15 protein-coding genes are annotated in these 13567 nt (G+C 71.5%); 12 read left to right on the forward strand and 3 right to left on the reverse strand.

The genetic code is table 11. The features are described 5' to 3' along the window. Positions 1-81 precede the first annotated feature (81 nt). Complete coding sequence (locus tag OG299_RS33535; RefSeq protein ID WP_327363503.1) at positions 82-717, reverse strand: PadR family transcriptional regulator; 636 nt, start codon at positions 715-717, stop codon at positions 82-84. A gap of 49 nt (positions 718-766) precedes the next feature. Here OG299_RS33535 and OG299_RS33540 point away from each other — a divergent pair, with 49 nt between their 5' ends. From OG299_RS33540 to OG299_RS33560, 5 genes are all read left to right on the forward strand, one after another. After that, positions 767-1888 (forward strand): LLM class flavin-dependent oxidoreductase, encoded by a 1122-nt coding sequence (locus OG299_RS33540; protein WP_327363504.1) that lies wholly within the window; start codon positions 767-769, stop codon positions 1886-1888. Between the two features lie 245 nt (positions 1889-2133). Beyond that, on the forward strand, positions 2134-3540 hold the full coding sequence (locus OG299_RS33545; protein ID WP_266631749.1) for a DUF6421 family protein: 1407 nt from the start codon (positions 2134-2136) through the stop codon (positions 3538-3540). A gap of 26 nt (positions 3541-3566) precedes the next feature. Then, complete coding sequence (locus OG299_RS33550) at positions 3567-4331, forward strand: SDR family NAD(P)-dependent oxidoreductase (protein WP_266631751.1); 765 nt, start codon at positions 3567-3569, stop codon at positions 4329-4331. Beyond that, positions 4328-5389, forward strand: coding sequence for a threonine aldolase family protein (locus tag OG299_RS33555; protein WP_266631753.1), 1062 nt, complete (start codon positions 4328-4330; stop codon positions 5387-5389). Before OG299_RS33550 ends, OG299_RS33555 begins: the two co-directional genes overlap by 4 nt. A gap of 90 nt (positions 5390-5479) precedes the next feature. Next, positions 5480-6079, forward strand: a complete 600-nt coding sequence (locus tag OG299_RS33560; RefSeq protein WP_327363505.1) for a transglutaminase-like domain-containing protein — start codon at positions 5480-5482, stop codon at positions 6077-6079. Here OG299_RS33560 and OG299_RS33565 read toward each other — a convergent pair. Continuing rightward, positions 6024-7304 carry an MFS transporter gene (locus tag OG299_RS33565; protein ID WP_327363506.1) on the reverse strand — a complete coding sequence of 427 codons (1281 nt, stop codon included), beginning with the start codon at positions 7302-7304 and terminating at the stop codon, positions 6024-6026. The genes OG299_RS33560 and OG299_RS33565 overlap by 56 nt on opposite strands. Before the next feature lie 81 nt (positions 7305-7385). Here OG299_RS33565 and OG299_RS33570 point away from each other — a divergent pair, with 81 nt between their 5' ends. Next, positions 7386-7958: a CGNR zinc finger domain-containing protein gene (locus OG299_RS33570; protein ID WP_266631759.1), complete on the forward strand. Its 573-nt coding sequence runs from the start codon at positions 7386-7388 to the stop codon at positions 7956-7958. 100 nt (positions 7959-8058) lie between these two features. Continuing rightward, complete coding sequence (locus OG299_RS33575) at positions 8059-9270, forward strand: alginate lyase family protein (protein WP_266631761.1); 1212 nt, start codon at positions 8059-8061, stop codon at positions 9268-9270. A gap of 72 nt (positions 9271-9342) precedes the next feature. Here OG299_RS33575 and OG299_RS33580 read toward each other — a convergent pair whose 3' ends face one another. Continuing rightward, complete coding sequence (locus OG299_RS33580) at positions 9343-10065, reverse strand: lysophospholipid acyltransferase family protein (protein ID WP_266631763.1); 723 nt, start codon at positions 10063-10065, stop codon at positions 9343-9345. Positions 10066-10272: 207 nt separating this feature from the next. Here OG299_RS33580 and OG299_RS33585 point away from each other — a divergent pair, with 207 nt between their 5' ends. The 5 genes from OG299_RS33585 to OG299_RS33600 all read left to right on the forward strand — a co-directional run bounded on the left by OG299_RS33585 (position 10273) and on the right by OG299_RS33600 (position 13400). Continuing rightward, a complete protein-coding gene (locus OG299_RS33585; protein ID WP_405704245.1) occupies positions 10273-10605 on the forward strand; it encodes a thioredoxin family protein in 333 nt (110 codons plus the stop codon). A 98-nt stretch (positions 10606-10703) separates the two neighbouring features. Next, complete coding sequence (locus OG299_RS42840) at positions 10704-10784, forward strand: putative leader peptide (protein ID WP_353962368.1); 81 nt, start codon at positions 10704-10706, stop codon at positions 10782-10784. 71 nt (positions 10785-10855) lie between these two features. Then, positions 10856-11389 carry a flavin reductase family protein gene (locus tag OG299_RS33590; RefSeq protein ID WP_266631767.1) on the forward strand — a complete coding sequence of 178 codons (534 nt, stop codon included), beginning with the start codon at positions 10856-10858 and terminating at the stop codon, positions 11387-11389. A gap of 203 nt (positions 11390-11592) precedes the next feature. After that, positions 11593-12378, forward strand: a complete 786-nt coding sequence (locus OG299_RS33595; RefSeq protein WP_266631769.1) for an electron transfer flavoprotein subunit beta/FixA family protein — start codon at positions 11593-11595, stop codon at positions 12376-12378. Between the two features lie 59 nt (positions 12379-12437). Continuing rightward, positions 12438-13400: an electron transfer flavoprotein subunit alpha/FixB family protein gene (locus OG299_RS33600; RefSeq protein WP_266631771.1), complete on the forward strand. Its 963-nt coding sequence runs from the start codon at positions 12438-12440 to the stop codon at positions 13398-13400. Positions 13401-13567 lie beyond the last annotated feature (167 nt).

Consider the following 13567-nt stretch of genomic DNA (forward strand, 5'->3'; position numbering starts at 1 on the left):
GTGCAGCGCCCGGAACGAGGCCGCAGGCCGGTTCCCGCCAGGGCCGTACGCCGTCGCGAACCCCGAGGCGGCCCTGCCGCGTCACCCGGGCGTGGGCGCGTCCCCGCCGCCTTGACGATCCGCGGACGGGGCTCCCGTACCGGCCGGGTCCAGCTCCGCGAGATCCGCCAGCAGGGCCTCGCCCAGCTCCAGTTCGGCCAGGTGCTGCCGCTCGCTCCAGCGCAGCGCGAGCGCCGGGAAGGCCCACTGCGGTACGCCGCCCGCCTGCTCCATCGCCTCGCGTACGGCGGCCAGTTCGCCCCGGGTGCGCTCCAGATGGTCGCCGACCATCGCGCGCAGCCGCTCCGGCTCGGCGAGGTGGCCGAGCCAGACCCGCAGCAGCAGCCCGTGCTTGAGCACCGGGGGCCCGGCCTCCGCGGTGTCCGAGGCCCAGCCGGCGAGGGCCTCGCGGCCGGCGTCGGTGATGGCGTAGCGGCGCTTGGCCCGGGCCTCCTCGGGGCCCGAGCGCGCGGAGGCCGCGTACCCCAGCTCCTCGAGCCGGCGCAGCTCGGCGTAGATCTGGCTGATGGCCGGGGACCAGTAGAAGAAGCGCAGGGAGGAGTCCGCCCACTTCTTCAGCTCGTACCCGGTGCGCTCCCCGGGGAAGGACAGCAGCCCGAGTACCGCCCATGCGGTCGGCGGAAGGTCTTGCTTCTTCGACGTATGACTACTAGTCATATTCCGAATTGAAGTATGGCCGGGCACGGGACGCAACCCTGGAGGCATCGTGAAATTCTCCGTGATCTTCGAAGCTCAGCTCGCCGACCCGACCGTGGAGCGGGAGCACCAGGTCATCCACGACTGCGTGGAGCAGGCCGTGCTCGCCGAGCGCATGGGATTCGACCGGATCTGGGCCGTGGAGCACCACTCCCTGAAGTGGTACGCCCACATGTCCGCCCCGGAGGTCTTCCTGACCTGGGTCGCGGCCCGGACGCACACCATACGCATCGGCCACGGCGTGGTCTGCATGCCCTTCAACTTCAACCACCCGGTCCGGGTGGCCGAGCGGGCCGCCATGCTCGACCTGCTCTCCGGCGGCCGCCTCGACCTGGGGGCCGGGCGCGGCGGCACCGAGCAGGAGACCTCCCTGTGCGGGGTCGACCGGGACCGCACCACCCAGGAGGTCGAGGAGGCGCTGCGGATCATCGGCAAGGCCTGGCAGGAGGAGGAGCTGGAGTACCGCGGCGAGCTGATCGACATCGCCCCGCACCCGATCCTGCCGCGGCCGAAGCAGACCCCGCATCCGCCGCTGTTCCTGGCGTGCAGCCGCGCCGAGACCCTCGTCCAGGCCGCGGAACTGGGCGTCGGGGCCCTGGTGATGGGCTTCGCCGGGCCGGAGTCCATCGCCGGCATGCGGGCCGTGTACGACGCGGCGGTCGCCGGCCGGGGCGGCGCCCGCTTCGTCTCGACCGCGGTCAACGACCACTTCTCGGTGCTCTGCCCGACCATCGTCCTCGACGACCCGGCCGAGGCGCGCCGGATCGGCATCCGGGGCCAGCGGTTCTTCGCCCAGTCCATCGGCCACTGGTACGGCGGGACCGGGATCCCGGACGAGGCCGTGGTCGCGGGCGCCGACGAGGCGGCGGAGATGCACAGGGCGGCCGAGCAGGTGGTGGCCCGGCTGCACGAGCAGGACATCCCGGTGAGGCCCACCTCGACGGCCACGTTCCGCGCCGACCACGCGTACGGGAGCGCGGAGGACGCCATCGCGTACGTCCGGCGACTCAAGGAGGCGGGGGCGGACGAGATCATGTGCCTGATCCAGATGGGCACGGTGCCGCAGGAGGCCTGCCTGGAGACGCTGCGGCAGTGGGGCGAGAAGGTCATCCCGCACTTCCGCGGCGCGTGAGCCCGCGCCCGCCCGGTGGGTGACGGACGTCACCCACCGGGCGGGAGGCCGGCCGCCCGCGGGCCGGGCGGACGTGAACCCCGGTACGCGAAAGGGGCGAAGCCGTCGCCCGAGGGGTGGACGGCGGGAAGAATTACGGTGTCGATAGGGGTGTCGCAGGATAATTTCCCGATCGACCTCTTGAGTGGGAGAGGCCTGCACCCATACGCTGTGTTGACGCGAGGTTCTCCTGTGGAGGAAGTGACATGACGGAAATTCTTGTGCCGGGTTCTGGCGGTGCGGTGATAACCGCCGGTGCGCGGGTGGTGGACCACCCGGCGTGGCCCGAGCTCAAGGCCGCCGTGGAGGAGATCCGCCCCTGGCAGTCCAAGGACGGCTCCATCGACTTCGAGGCCGCGGGCGCCCCCGTCCCGGTCGATGTCGAGGCCACCGTCGAGCGGGCGATCGGCGCCGTCGAGACGCTGTCGCCGCTGCTGCCGCACGCCGCCGCGTACCACCGTGCGCTCGTCTCCGACCTGCGCAAGTGGGTCGCGGACGGCTTCAAGGTGCCGGACTTCCTGGACTCCCTGCTGGCCTTCCACCCGGCCGCCGAGCGCGCCGACGGGCTCCAGCACCTGGTCGTCTTCCCCATGTACACGCAGAACGGCAACCTCGACCGCAACTTCGAGGCCGTCGTCCTGAAGATGGTGTGGCCCGAGTGGCTCTCCGAGCTGGAGCGCACCCGGTACGACAACCCGCTGTTCCTCGGCATCACCTTCGAGGACTTCACCCCGGGCTACGACACCCACTCCGCCGTGCTCTTCCCGGAGACCATCGCCGTCCGCGAGGCCCCCGAGCGCTTCACCTGGGGCGGCATCTTCTGCGACCGCGAGGCCGCCCGCTACCGCAAGGTCACCGCGGCCGCCGTCGACATCCTCGGCATCGAGCTGCCCGAGGACATCGCCCGCATGGTCGAGGACCAGGAGCGCTGCGAGAAGGCCTTCGTCCTGTGGGACATGGTCCACGACCGCACCCACAGCCACGGCGACCTGCCGTTCGACCCCTTCATGATCAAGCAGCGCCAGCCGTTCTGGATGTACGGCCTGGAGGAGCTGCGCTGCGACCTCACCGCCTTCAAGGAGGCCGTGAAGCTGGAGTCCGAGGGCAACGAGCACGGCCGTGACGTGCAGTACGCCGTCCTTTTCGACCGGATGTTCCGCTTCCCGGTGTCGGGCGACCGCAACCGCAACTATGACGGCCTCGGCGGCCAGCTGCTCTTCGCGTACCTCCACAAGCACGACGTCGTGCGCTGGACGGACAACACGCTGAAGATCGACTGGATGCGGGCCCCGCAGGTCACCAACCAGCTGTGCGCCGAGATCGAGGACCTCTACCGGGCCGGCATCGACCGCCCGAAGCTCGTCCACTGGTTCAAGGCGTACGAGCTCGTCTCCACGTACCTCGCCCCCCACCCGGGCTCCAAGTGGGCCAAGGGCCCCGACGCCCTCGACCTGACGCAGCCGCCGCGCAAGCTCGTCGACGACGTGCTTCCCGACGAGTTTCCGCTGAGCATGTTCTATGAGGCGCTCGCCAAGAAGCTCAAGGGAGTGATCGCCTCCACGAAGGGCATCACTGCAGTGAACGCCGATTCGGCCGAGCGGGTCGCCGCGTGAGCGCTCGCCCACAGGAGGCTGCACAGATGAACAGCGCTGGGAAGAACGGGAACGGCAAGCTCCACGGGGCCGTCGTCGCGGTGGCCGGGGCCGGCGGCCCCGCCGGCCACGCCGCCCTGCTCCGCCTCGCCGAGGCGGGCGCCGTGGTCGTGGCGGCCGATGCCAACCCGACGCGCCTTGCGGAGTCCGTGGACGCGGCCCGCTACGCGCACGGAGGCGCCACCGTCACCGGTGACACCGTGGACCTGCTCGACCTGGAGGCCACCAAGGCCTGGGCCGAGCGGACCGAGAAGGAGTTCGGCCGCGTGGACGGGCTCGTCCACCTCGTGGGCGGCTGGCGCGGCAGCACCACCTTCACCGACACGGACCTCGCGGACTGGGACTTCCTGGAGAAGCTCCTGATCCGCACCGTCCAGCACACGTCGCTCGCCTTCCACGACGCGCTGCTGCGCAGTGACCGCGGCCGCTACGTCCTCGTCAGCCAGTCCGGCGCGCACAAGCCGGTCGCCAACAACGCCGCGTACAACGCGGGCAAGGCGGCCGCCGAGGCCTGGACGCTCTCCCTCGCCGACTCCTTCCGCAAGGCGGGGGGCGAGGAGGGCCCGGGCGCCGCGGCTGCGATCCTGGTGATCAAGGCACTGGTGCACGACGCGATGCGCGCCGAGCGCCCCAATGCGAAGTTCGCGGGCTTCACCGACGTCAAGGAGCTGGCCGAGGCCATCGCCGGCGTGTGGGAGCGGCCCGCCATCGATGTGAACGGACAGCGTCTGTGGCTCACTCCGCAACCGTGAAGACCGATGCCCGCCGCCACCACGATCCGGCGGTACGCGGTTTCGCGAGCGACAACTATGCAGGGGTCCATCCGGAGATCCTGGAGGCCCTTGCCCTGGCCAACGGCGGCCATCAGGTCGCCTACGGCGAGGACGAGTACACCGAGAACCTGCAGAAGATCATCCGCAGCCACTTCGGCCCGTACGCGGAGGCCTTCCCGGTCTTCAACGGCACCGGCGCGAACGTCACGGCCCTCCAGGCCCTGACGGACCGCTGGGGTGCGGTGATCTGCGCCGAGACGGCGCACATCAACGTCGACGAGGGCGGCGCCCCGGAGCGGATGGCCGGGCTCAAGCTGCTCACCGTCCCGACCCCGGACGGCAAACTCACCCCCGAGCTCATCGACCGGCAGGCGTGGGGCTGGGAGGACGAGCACCGGGCGATGCCGCAGGTCGTCTCGATCACCCAGAACACCGAGCTCGGCACGGTGTACACGCCGGACGAGATCCGGGCGATCTGCGAGCACGCGCACGGCCACGGCATGAAGGTGCACCTCGACGGGGCCCGGATAGCCAACGCCGCGGCCTCGCTCGACGTGCCGATGCGCACGTTCACCAACACGGTGGGCGTGGACGTGCTGTCGTACGGCGGCACCAAGAACGGCATGATGTTCGGCGAGGCCGTGGTGGTCGTCAACCCGGACGCGGTCCGGCAGATGAAGCACATCCGCAAGATGTCGATGCAGCTCGCGTCGAAGATGCGGTTCGTGTCGGTGCAGCTCGAGGCCCTGCTCGCCAAGGACCTGTGGCTGCGCAACGCCCAGCACGCCAATGCGATGGCGCAGCGGCTGGCGGCCGGCGTGCGCGAGACCGACGGGGTGGAGATCCTCTACCCGGTGCAGGCCAACGCGGTGTTCGCGAAGCTGCCGCACGAGGTGTCGCGGCGGCTGCAGAAGCGTTACCGCTTCTACTTCTGGGACGAGGTCGCCGGGCACGTGCGCTGGATGTGCGGCTTCGACACCCAGGAGGAGGACGTGGACGGCTTCCTCCAGGCACTCAAGGAGGAGCTCGCCCGATAAGGGTGACAACCTCCTTCGATAGCTGAATAGATATACCCCCGACCGTAAATTCATTGATCCACGGGCGGGGGTATGCCTATGCTCCGGGCCATGCAGCTGATCCCGCAAAGCCCAGACATTCACGCCTACATGGCGGCGGACGAGGTCATCGACCACGACCATCCGCTCGTCCGGGAAACCGCCGACGCCCTCTGGACCGCCACCGGCGACGCATATTCATACGCCAAGGTCGCCTTCGAGTTCGTCCGCGACACCATCCCGCACTCCGGCGACTCCGGGGACCTGCGCGTCTCCTGGCGCGCCTCGGACGTCCTGGGCACGCGCAACGGCATCTGCTACGCCAAGTCCCATGCGCTGGTCGCCCTGTTGCGCGCCCAGGGGATCCCGGCCGGCCTCTGCTACCAGCGGCTCGCCGACGACGACGGCTCGAACCCCGTCGTCCACGGGCTGGTCGCCCTCCGGCTGCCCGGCGCCGCGCACTGGGCCCGCCAGGACCCCCGCGGCAACAAGCCCGGCGTGGACGCCCGGTTCGCCCTGGACGCCGAGCGGCTGGCCTTCCCCGTACGCCCCGAGCTCGGCGAGGTCGACTACCCCGAGCTGTACGCCACCCCGCACCCGGCCGCGCTCAAGGCCCTCAGGGAGTCCGCCGACCGGCCGGAGCTGTGGCGGAACCTCCCGACGGCTCTGTAGCCGCCGCCGCGCCGGCCGGTGCCGGTGCCTGCCGCGCCACCAGCGCGTGCAGCAGGGCCGCCGCCAGGATCAGCACGGAGATCCCGGCCAGCAGCGCCTGCGGGGGCGCGGCCGCGGCGAAGCCCACGAGGGCGGCGCCGACCGACGCGGCGGTCAGCTTGAGCCCCGCCCCGAGGGTGAACACCTGGGTCCGTACCGCGTCGGGGGCGTACTCCGAGCGGATCCGGAGGGTGGCCGTCAGCAGCGGCCCGTCGCACACCCCGGCGGCGGCGAACAGCGCCGCCGCGAGGGTGACGGACGGGGCGAAGGCGGCCACCGCCAGGGCGGCCCCGGTGCCCGCCATGGCCCAGCGCGCCAGCCGCCCCGGCTCCAGCGCCGTGATCCGGCCCAGCGTCAGGGAGCCCGCCAGCGCGCCCACCGCGAAGGCCGTCATCAGCACGCCCCCGGCGCCCGGGCTGCCGAGCCGGGAGGCCAGCAGGACCGACGTGGTGGTGAGCGTGCCGATGCCGACGAAGGCCAGCGTCGTGGCCGAGGTGATCGCCCGCAGCTCCCGGATCCGCCACAGGGCCGCCAGTCCGGCGCCCAGACCGACCGGGGGAGCGCTCGGCCGGGCCGCGCCCGGGCCCGTACCCGCGGCGGCCCCGCCGTTCGCCGCCGGGGCCGGCTGCGGGGCTGCGTACGGGAGGGTCGCGGCCAGCGCCGCCGCGAGTGCACCCGCCAGCGCGAGCGCCGCCATCGCGGGTGCGGCCGAGCCCAGCGCGGCCGCCAGGCCCACCACCGCCGGGGCCGTGACCGCGGCGCCGTTGTACGTGGACGCGTCCCACGCGTACGCCCGGTCCCGCCCGGCCCCCGCCGGGACCAGACCGGCGACCAGGCTGGACATCCCGCCCGTCACCATCGGCCCGCAACTGCCGCCCAGCAGCGCCACCGCGAGCACCAGCGGCGCCGGGGCCCTGCCCAGCAGCACGGACAGCGCCGCCACCGCGCAGGTGAACCCGGCCAGTGCGCCCACGTGGAACAGCCTCGGCCGGCGGGTCCTGGAGGCGGCCACTCCGGCGAGCGGAGCCGCCAGGATGTGCGGAGCCAGCCAGGCGGTCAGGACGAAGGCGCCGTGCGCGGCGCTCCCGGTGCGCTCGAGGGCCAGCAGGACCACCGCGAGGCTCATGCCCTCCGAGGCGAACCGCGCGGCCAGCGCGGCGGCCAGGTACCGCCCGAACCCGTGCATCCCCGGACCCCCTCGAGATGTGTAACGTGATAGCGGCACAAGACGTTACGTCATACGGGTGTAGAGCGAAAGGATCCGGAGATGGCCGATTCCGCGCAGGGGTTCTCGGTCGGCCGGCGGCTGATCGATCTCGCCGAGGCGGTCCGCGTGGACCCCGGACTCCCGCGCGCCGAACTGGCGGCGCTCCTCGCACGGCACGGGGAGCACCCCGCCGACCTCACCGAGGAGGCCTTCACGGAGGCGGCCGCGGCCGAACTGCGGACCGCGGCCCGGCGGATGGGGGCGGTGCTCGCCGAGACGGACGAGGACCGCGCCGCCGAGGCCCTCAACGCGCTCTTCGCGCAGTACGGCACCCGGCCCCGGCTGACCCGGCACGACGGCCACCCCTGGCACCTGCACGTGGACCGGGGGGAGCAGGCCGGGTGGGGCGAGTGGTTCCTGGCCTCCGGGGCCCTGGCGCTCTCCCAACTGCTCACCGAGTACGGGCGGATCGCGTGGGGTGCCTGCGCCGCCGAGGGCTGCGGGCGGTTCTTCCTCGGCGCCGGGCCCGGCAGCGCCCGCCGCTACTGCTCCACCGCCTGCGCGACGCGTGCGCGGGTCGCCGCGCACCGCAGACGCAAGCGTGCGGAGGAGGCCGGGCGGGCGAAGCAATAGGAAAGTTTCCTGTTGGATAACGTTGTCAACTTGGCATGCTCATGGGTACTTTCGGCGGCAGGAATTCCCCGTTCCCCCACCTCCGACCGGAAGGCGCTTCATGCGTTACGGAGTCCCCGCGGGGCTGGCCGCCCTCGCACTCGGCTTAACCGCGGCCCTGACCCTCACCCCCACCGCCCACGCCGGCCCCCCACGGCCGGCCCCCTCCGCCGCGGCCGCCCCCGCACAGTTCGCCCACCCCGGAGTCCTGAACAGTCGAGCCCAGCTGGACTTCGTGCGCACCAAGGTGCAGGCCGGACAGCAGCCGTGGAAGGGCGCGTTCGACGCGATGCTCGCCGGCAAGTACGGCTCCCTGACCCGCACGCCCAAGCCGCGCGCCGTCGTCGAGTGCGGCTCGTACTCGAACCCGGACATCGGCTGTTCCGACGAGCGCGAGGACGCCATCGCGGCGTACGGCGACGCACTCGCCTGGTACATCACCCGCGACGCGAAGTACGCGAAGAAGTCGATCGAGCTGATGGACGCCTGGTCCGCGAAGATCAAGGACCACACCAACAGCAACGCGCCGCTCCAGAGCGGCTGGGCGGGATCCACCTGGCCGCGCGCCGCCGAGATCATCAAGCACACGTACACCGGCGGCTGGCCGAACCAGGGGCGGTTCGCGACCATGCTGCGCGACGTCTACCTGCCCGAGGTCGCGGGCGGCAAGCCGAACAGCAACGGCAACTGGGAACTGATCATGATGGACGCCGCCGTCGGCATCTCCGTCCATCTCGACGACCGCGCGAGCTACGACAAGGCGATGGCCATCTACCTGGGCCGGGTCCCCGCGTACTTCTACCTGGCCTCCGACGGCCCGCAGCCGAAGTACCCGCCGCGCTCGAGCATCGACACCAAGAGCGAGCTGATCGACTACTGGCACGGCCAGAGCACGTTCGTGGACGGCCTCGCCCAGGAGACCTGCCGGGACTTCGGCCACACCGGCATGGGGATCGCCGCGACCATGCACGTCGCCGAGACCTCGCGGATCCAGGGCCGCGACCTCTACCCGGAGTTCAAGGACCGCTTCCGGCACGCGCTCGGCTTCCACGCCGCGTACGAGCTCGGCGCGCCGGTCCCCTCCTGGCTGTGCGGCGGGAGCCTGACCAAGGGCATCGGCCCGGCGACGGAGGTCGGCTACAACGCCCTGCACACCCGGCTCGGCGTCGACATGGAGAACACCCGCAAGCTCACCGAGGCGCGGCGCCCCGCGGGCACCGAGAACCACTTCGAGGCATGGGAGACGCTCACCCACGCCGAGAACCCGAACTGACGGCCGGGCACACGGATGCGGCCCCGCCGTGAACAGCGGGGCCGCAGGATCACCCGACCCGGTGGTGCGGGATCAGCCCGCTTCCTTGACCTGGGCGGCCGTCGGCGCGGTCCCGCCCAGGTGCGCCGGCAGCCACCAGGAGTCCTCGGGGCCCTTGGGGGCGGCCGGGTAGGCGCGCTGCGCCGCGTCCAGCAGCTCCTGCACCCGCTCGCGCAGGCGGCGGGTGATCGCCCCGGCGTACTGGTCGGTCGGCGCCTCGATGGGCTCGCCCACCCGCATCGTCACGGGGATGTGGCTGCGCTTGAGGTTCTTCGGGCGGCCCTTGGTCCACAGCCGCTGGGTGCCCCACAGCGCCACCGGGATCAGCGGGACGCCGGCCTCCTGGGCCATGCGCGCGGCGCCCGACTTGAAGCTCTTGAGCGTGAACGACTGGGAGATCGTCGCTTCCGGGAACACACCGATGATCTCGCCGGCGCGCAGCGAGTCGAGGGCGTGCTGGTAGGCGGTCTCACCCTGCTTGCGGTCCACCGGGATGTGCTTCATCGCGCGCATCAGCGGGCCGGACACCTTGTGGCGGAAGACCGACTCCTTCGCCATGAAGCGGACCAGGCGCTTCTGCGGCCGCGCGGTCAGGCCGGCGAAGATGAAGTCGAGGTAGCCGATGTGGTTCGACACGAGAACCGCTCCGCCCTTGCGCGGGATGTTCTCCGTGCCCTTCATGTCGATGCGGACGTCCAGCGCCCGGAACAGGGTGTGGGCGGCGCCGATCACCGGAGGGTAGACGAGCTCAGCCATGAGGGGGAGACCCCGCTTTCTGCCTGGGGAGGTACTCCCGGCCGGAAGTTACGGCTGCGTAGGTACGCGGCCCTTGGGATCGTGCCCCATACGCGCGCTGCTGGCCAGCCCAGACGTCTGTGCCCGAGGAGATTCTCGTCACGCCGGGAATGCGGCGCGTGTCCGGGGCGCTCGGATCACCGTACGAACACATTCAATGATGCAGGAATGAGGTCCGCGGTGACGGCGGTTGTCGGGCGTCTGGGAGCCGCGGAACTGGGTGCGGAGCCCGGGGAGCGGGCCAGTCTGGTGCAGTTCTCCAGCGCGTTCTGCCAGCCCTGCCGGGCCACCCGGCGGATCCTCGCCGAGGTGGCGGAGCTGGTCGAGGGGGTCGTGCACATCGAGATCGATGCCGAAGCCCGCCTCGAACTGGTGCGCGCCCTGGGCATCGAGAAGACGCCGACCGTGCTCGTCCTGGACTCCGCGGGCCGGATCGTGCGGCGCGCGGTGGGGATGCCCCGCAAGGCGGATGTGATCGCCGCGCTGGGTGCCGCGGTATGACCGGTGCGCCGGTACGCACGCCCGCACGCAGCGTGACGCGCCTCGCATCTGCCCTGTGCGGCTTGACTGTGTACATGAGAGATCGCCAGGCTGGCCGCATGCGGTACGAACTCCTGCTTTACGGGCGGGTCCACGTGGACCTCGTCCGCTACGCGAGCGCGCGTTGTCGGAGCCACTGAACGACCCCGGCCTCCGACCCGATCCGACCGCGCCCGTGCCCGCCGCCCGTGCGGCAGAAGGAAGCTCCTCGATGACAGCCCCGCCGGCCCTCCCGACGGCCCAGTCCGCACGATGCGGCACCGCCCAGCCGGGCTCGCCCGACCTGCTCCGCTCCGTCTTCCGCCGGCATGCCGCGGGAGTGGCCGTGATCACCGCCGCCGACGGCGGCCGGCCGGTCGGGTTCACCGCGACCTCGCTCAACTCCGTCTCGGCCGATCCGCCGCTGCTGTCCTTCACGATCGCCACCGGGTCCTCCAGCTGGCCCGCGATACGCGACTCCGAGCACCTCGGCGTCCACATACTCGGCGAGCACCAGACGGAGCTGGCGGGGCTGTTCGCCCGCAGCGGAGCCGACCGGTTCGGGCCGGCCACGGGCTGGGCCCCGGGTCCGCACGAGGTTCCGCTGCTGGACGGCGTACTGGCGTGGCTGGTGTGCCGCGTCGTGGCGCGGGTGCCGGCCGGGGCGCACCGGGTGATCATCGCGGAGGCCGTCGCCGGGGACCCGGCCGGCGAGGGCCGCCCCCTGCTGTACCACCAGGGTCGCTTCAACGCGTTGCGCGACTGAATCGTCCCTGCTGGGGCGGGTCTGGGCGGCGTTGGACAGATCACAGTTCACCGGCCTTGCAACCGTGGGGGACCCACGGTGTACTGACGAGTAACATTCCCATCGGAGCGCGGGCCGCCCCGACCGGGATCCGCCCGACAAGGCGCCTATGCTGCCTGCACAAGGCGGTATCAGAAAAAAGACGATGCGGTAGGAGAGCCGGCGTGAGCCTGAGGATCGTTGTCTGTGTGAAGTACGTGCCCGACGCCACCGGCGACCGGCACTTCGCCGATGACCTGACGGTCGACCGCGACGACGTCGACGGTCTGCTGTCGGAGCTCGACGAGTACGCCGTCGAGCAGGCGCTGCAGATCGCCGAAGAGGCCGACGACGCCGAGATCACCGTCCTGACGGTGGGCCCCGAGGACGCCAAGGACGCGCTGCGCAAGGCGCTGTCCATGGGCGCCGACAAGGCCATCCACGTCGAGGACGACGACCTGCACGGCACCGACGTCATGGGCACCTCGCTGGTGCTCGCCAAGGCGATCGAGAAGGCCGGCTACGACCTGGTCATCACGGGCATGGCCTCGACCGACGGCACCATGGCCGTGCTCCCGGCGATCCTGGCCGAGCGTCTGGGCGTCCCGCAGGTCACCCTTCTCTCCGAGGTCAAGGTCGAGGACGGCACCGTGACCGGCCGCCGCGACGGCGACTCCGCGAGCGAGCAGCTGGAGGCCTCCCTCCCGGCGCTCGTCTCCGTGACGGACCAGTCGGGCGAGGCCCGCTACCCCTCCTTCAAGGGCATCATGGCCGCCAAGAAGAAGCCGGTGGAGTCCTGGGACCTCGAGGAGCTCGAGATCGAGGCCGACGAGGTCGGTCTCGAGGGCTCCTGGACCGCGGTCGACTCCGCGGCGCAGCGCCCGGCCCGCACCGCCGGCACGATCGTCAAGGACGAGGGCGAGGGCGGCAAGCAGCTGGCCGAGTTCCTGGCCGGCCAGAAGTTCATCTAAGAACTTCGGCCACTCCCTCATAGCCCCCAGACACTTCGCAATAGCAGGAGAGCAGTCCCATGGCTGAAGTTCTCGTCTACGTCGACCACGTGGACGGCGCCGTCCGCAAGCCCACCCTCGAGCTGCTGACGCTGGCCCGCCGCATCGGCGAGCCCGTCGCCGTCGCCCTCGGCGCCGGTGCCGCCGACACCGCCGCCGTGCTCGCCGAGCACGGTGCCGTCAAGGTCCTCACCGCCGACGCCCCCGAGTTCGCCGACTACCTCGTCGTGCCGAAGGTGGACGCGCTGCAGGCCGCGTACGACGCCGTCTCCCCGGCCGCCGTGCTCGTCCCGTCCTCCGCCGAGGGCAAGGAGATCGCCGCGCGCCTGGCCGTCCGCATCGGCTCCGGCATCATCACCGACGCCGTCGACCTGGAGGCGGGTGACGAGGGTCCGGTCGCGACGCAGTCCGCGTTCGCCGCGTCCTTCACCACCAAGTCCCGTGTCTCCAAGGGCACCCCGGTCATCACCGTCAAGCCGAACTCGGCTCCGGTCGAGGCCGCCCCGGCCGCCGGCGCCGTCGAGGCTCTCGCCGTCACCTTCGGCGCCCTCGCCACCGGCACCAAGGTCGTCGCCCGCACCCCGCGCGAGTCGACCGGCCGCCCCGAGCTGACCGAGGCCGCGATCGTGGTCTCCGGCGGCCGCGGCGTCAACGGTGCCGAGAACTTCCACATCATCGAGGACCTCGCGGACTCCCTCGGTGCCGCGGTCGGCGCCTCGCGCGCCGCGGTCGACGCCGGCTGGTACCCGCACTCCAACCAGGTCGGCCAGACCGGCAAGTCGGTCTCCCCGCAGCTGTACATCGCCTCCGGCATCTCGGGCGCGATCCAGCACCGGGCCGGCATGCAGACCTCGAAGACCATCGTGGCCATCAACAAGGACGCCGAGGCCCCGATCTTCGACCTGGTCGACTACGGCGTGGTCGGCGACCTGTTCGCGGTCGTCCCGCAGCTGACCGAGGAGATCAAGGCGCGCAAGGGCTGACCTGCGCTTCTCTTCGTAGCCTGAGTTTCGGCTGACCTTCTCGGGGCCGTGTGGTGTTTCTCACCGCACGGCCCCGAGTCGTTTGCCTGTGTCGGTGGAGGGACCATTGACTGGGCGGAACCCCGACACTAAATTCTGCTATGCGGATCTAAGCTTCCGTGAAGCGG

Source organism: Streptomyces sp. NBC_01296 (assembly GCF_035984415.1).
GTDB lineage: Bacteria > Actinomycetota > Actinomycetes > Streptomycetales > Streptomycetaceae > Streptomyces.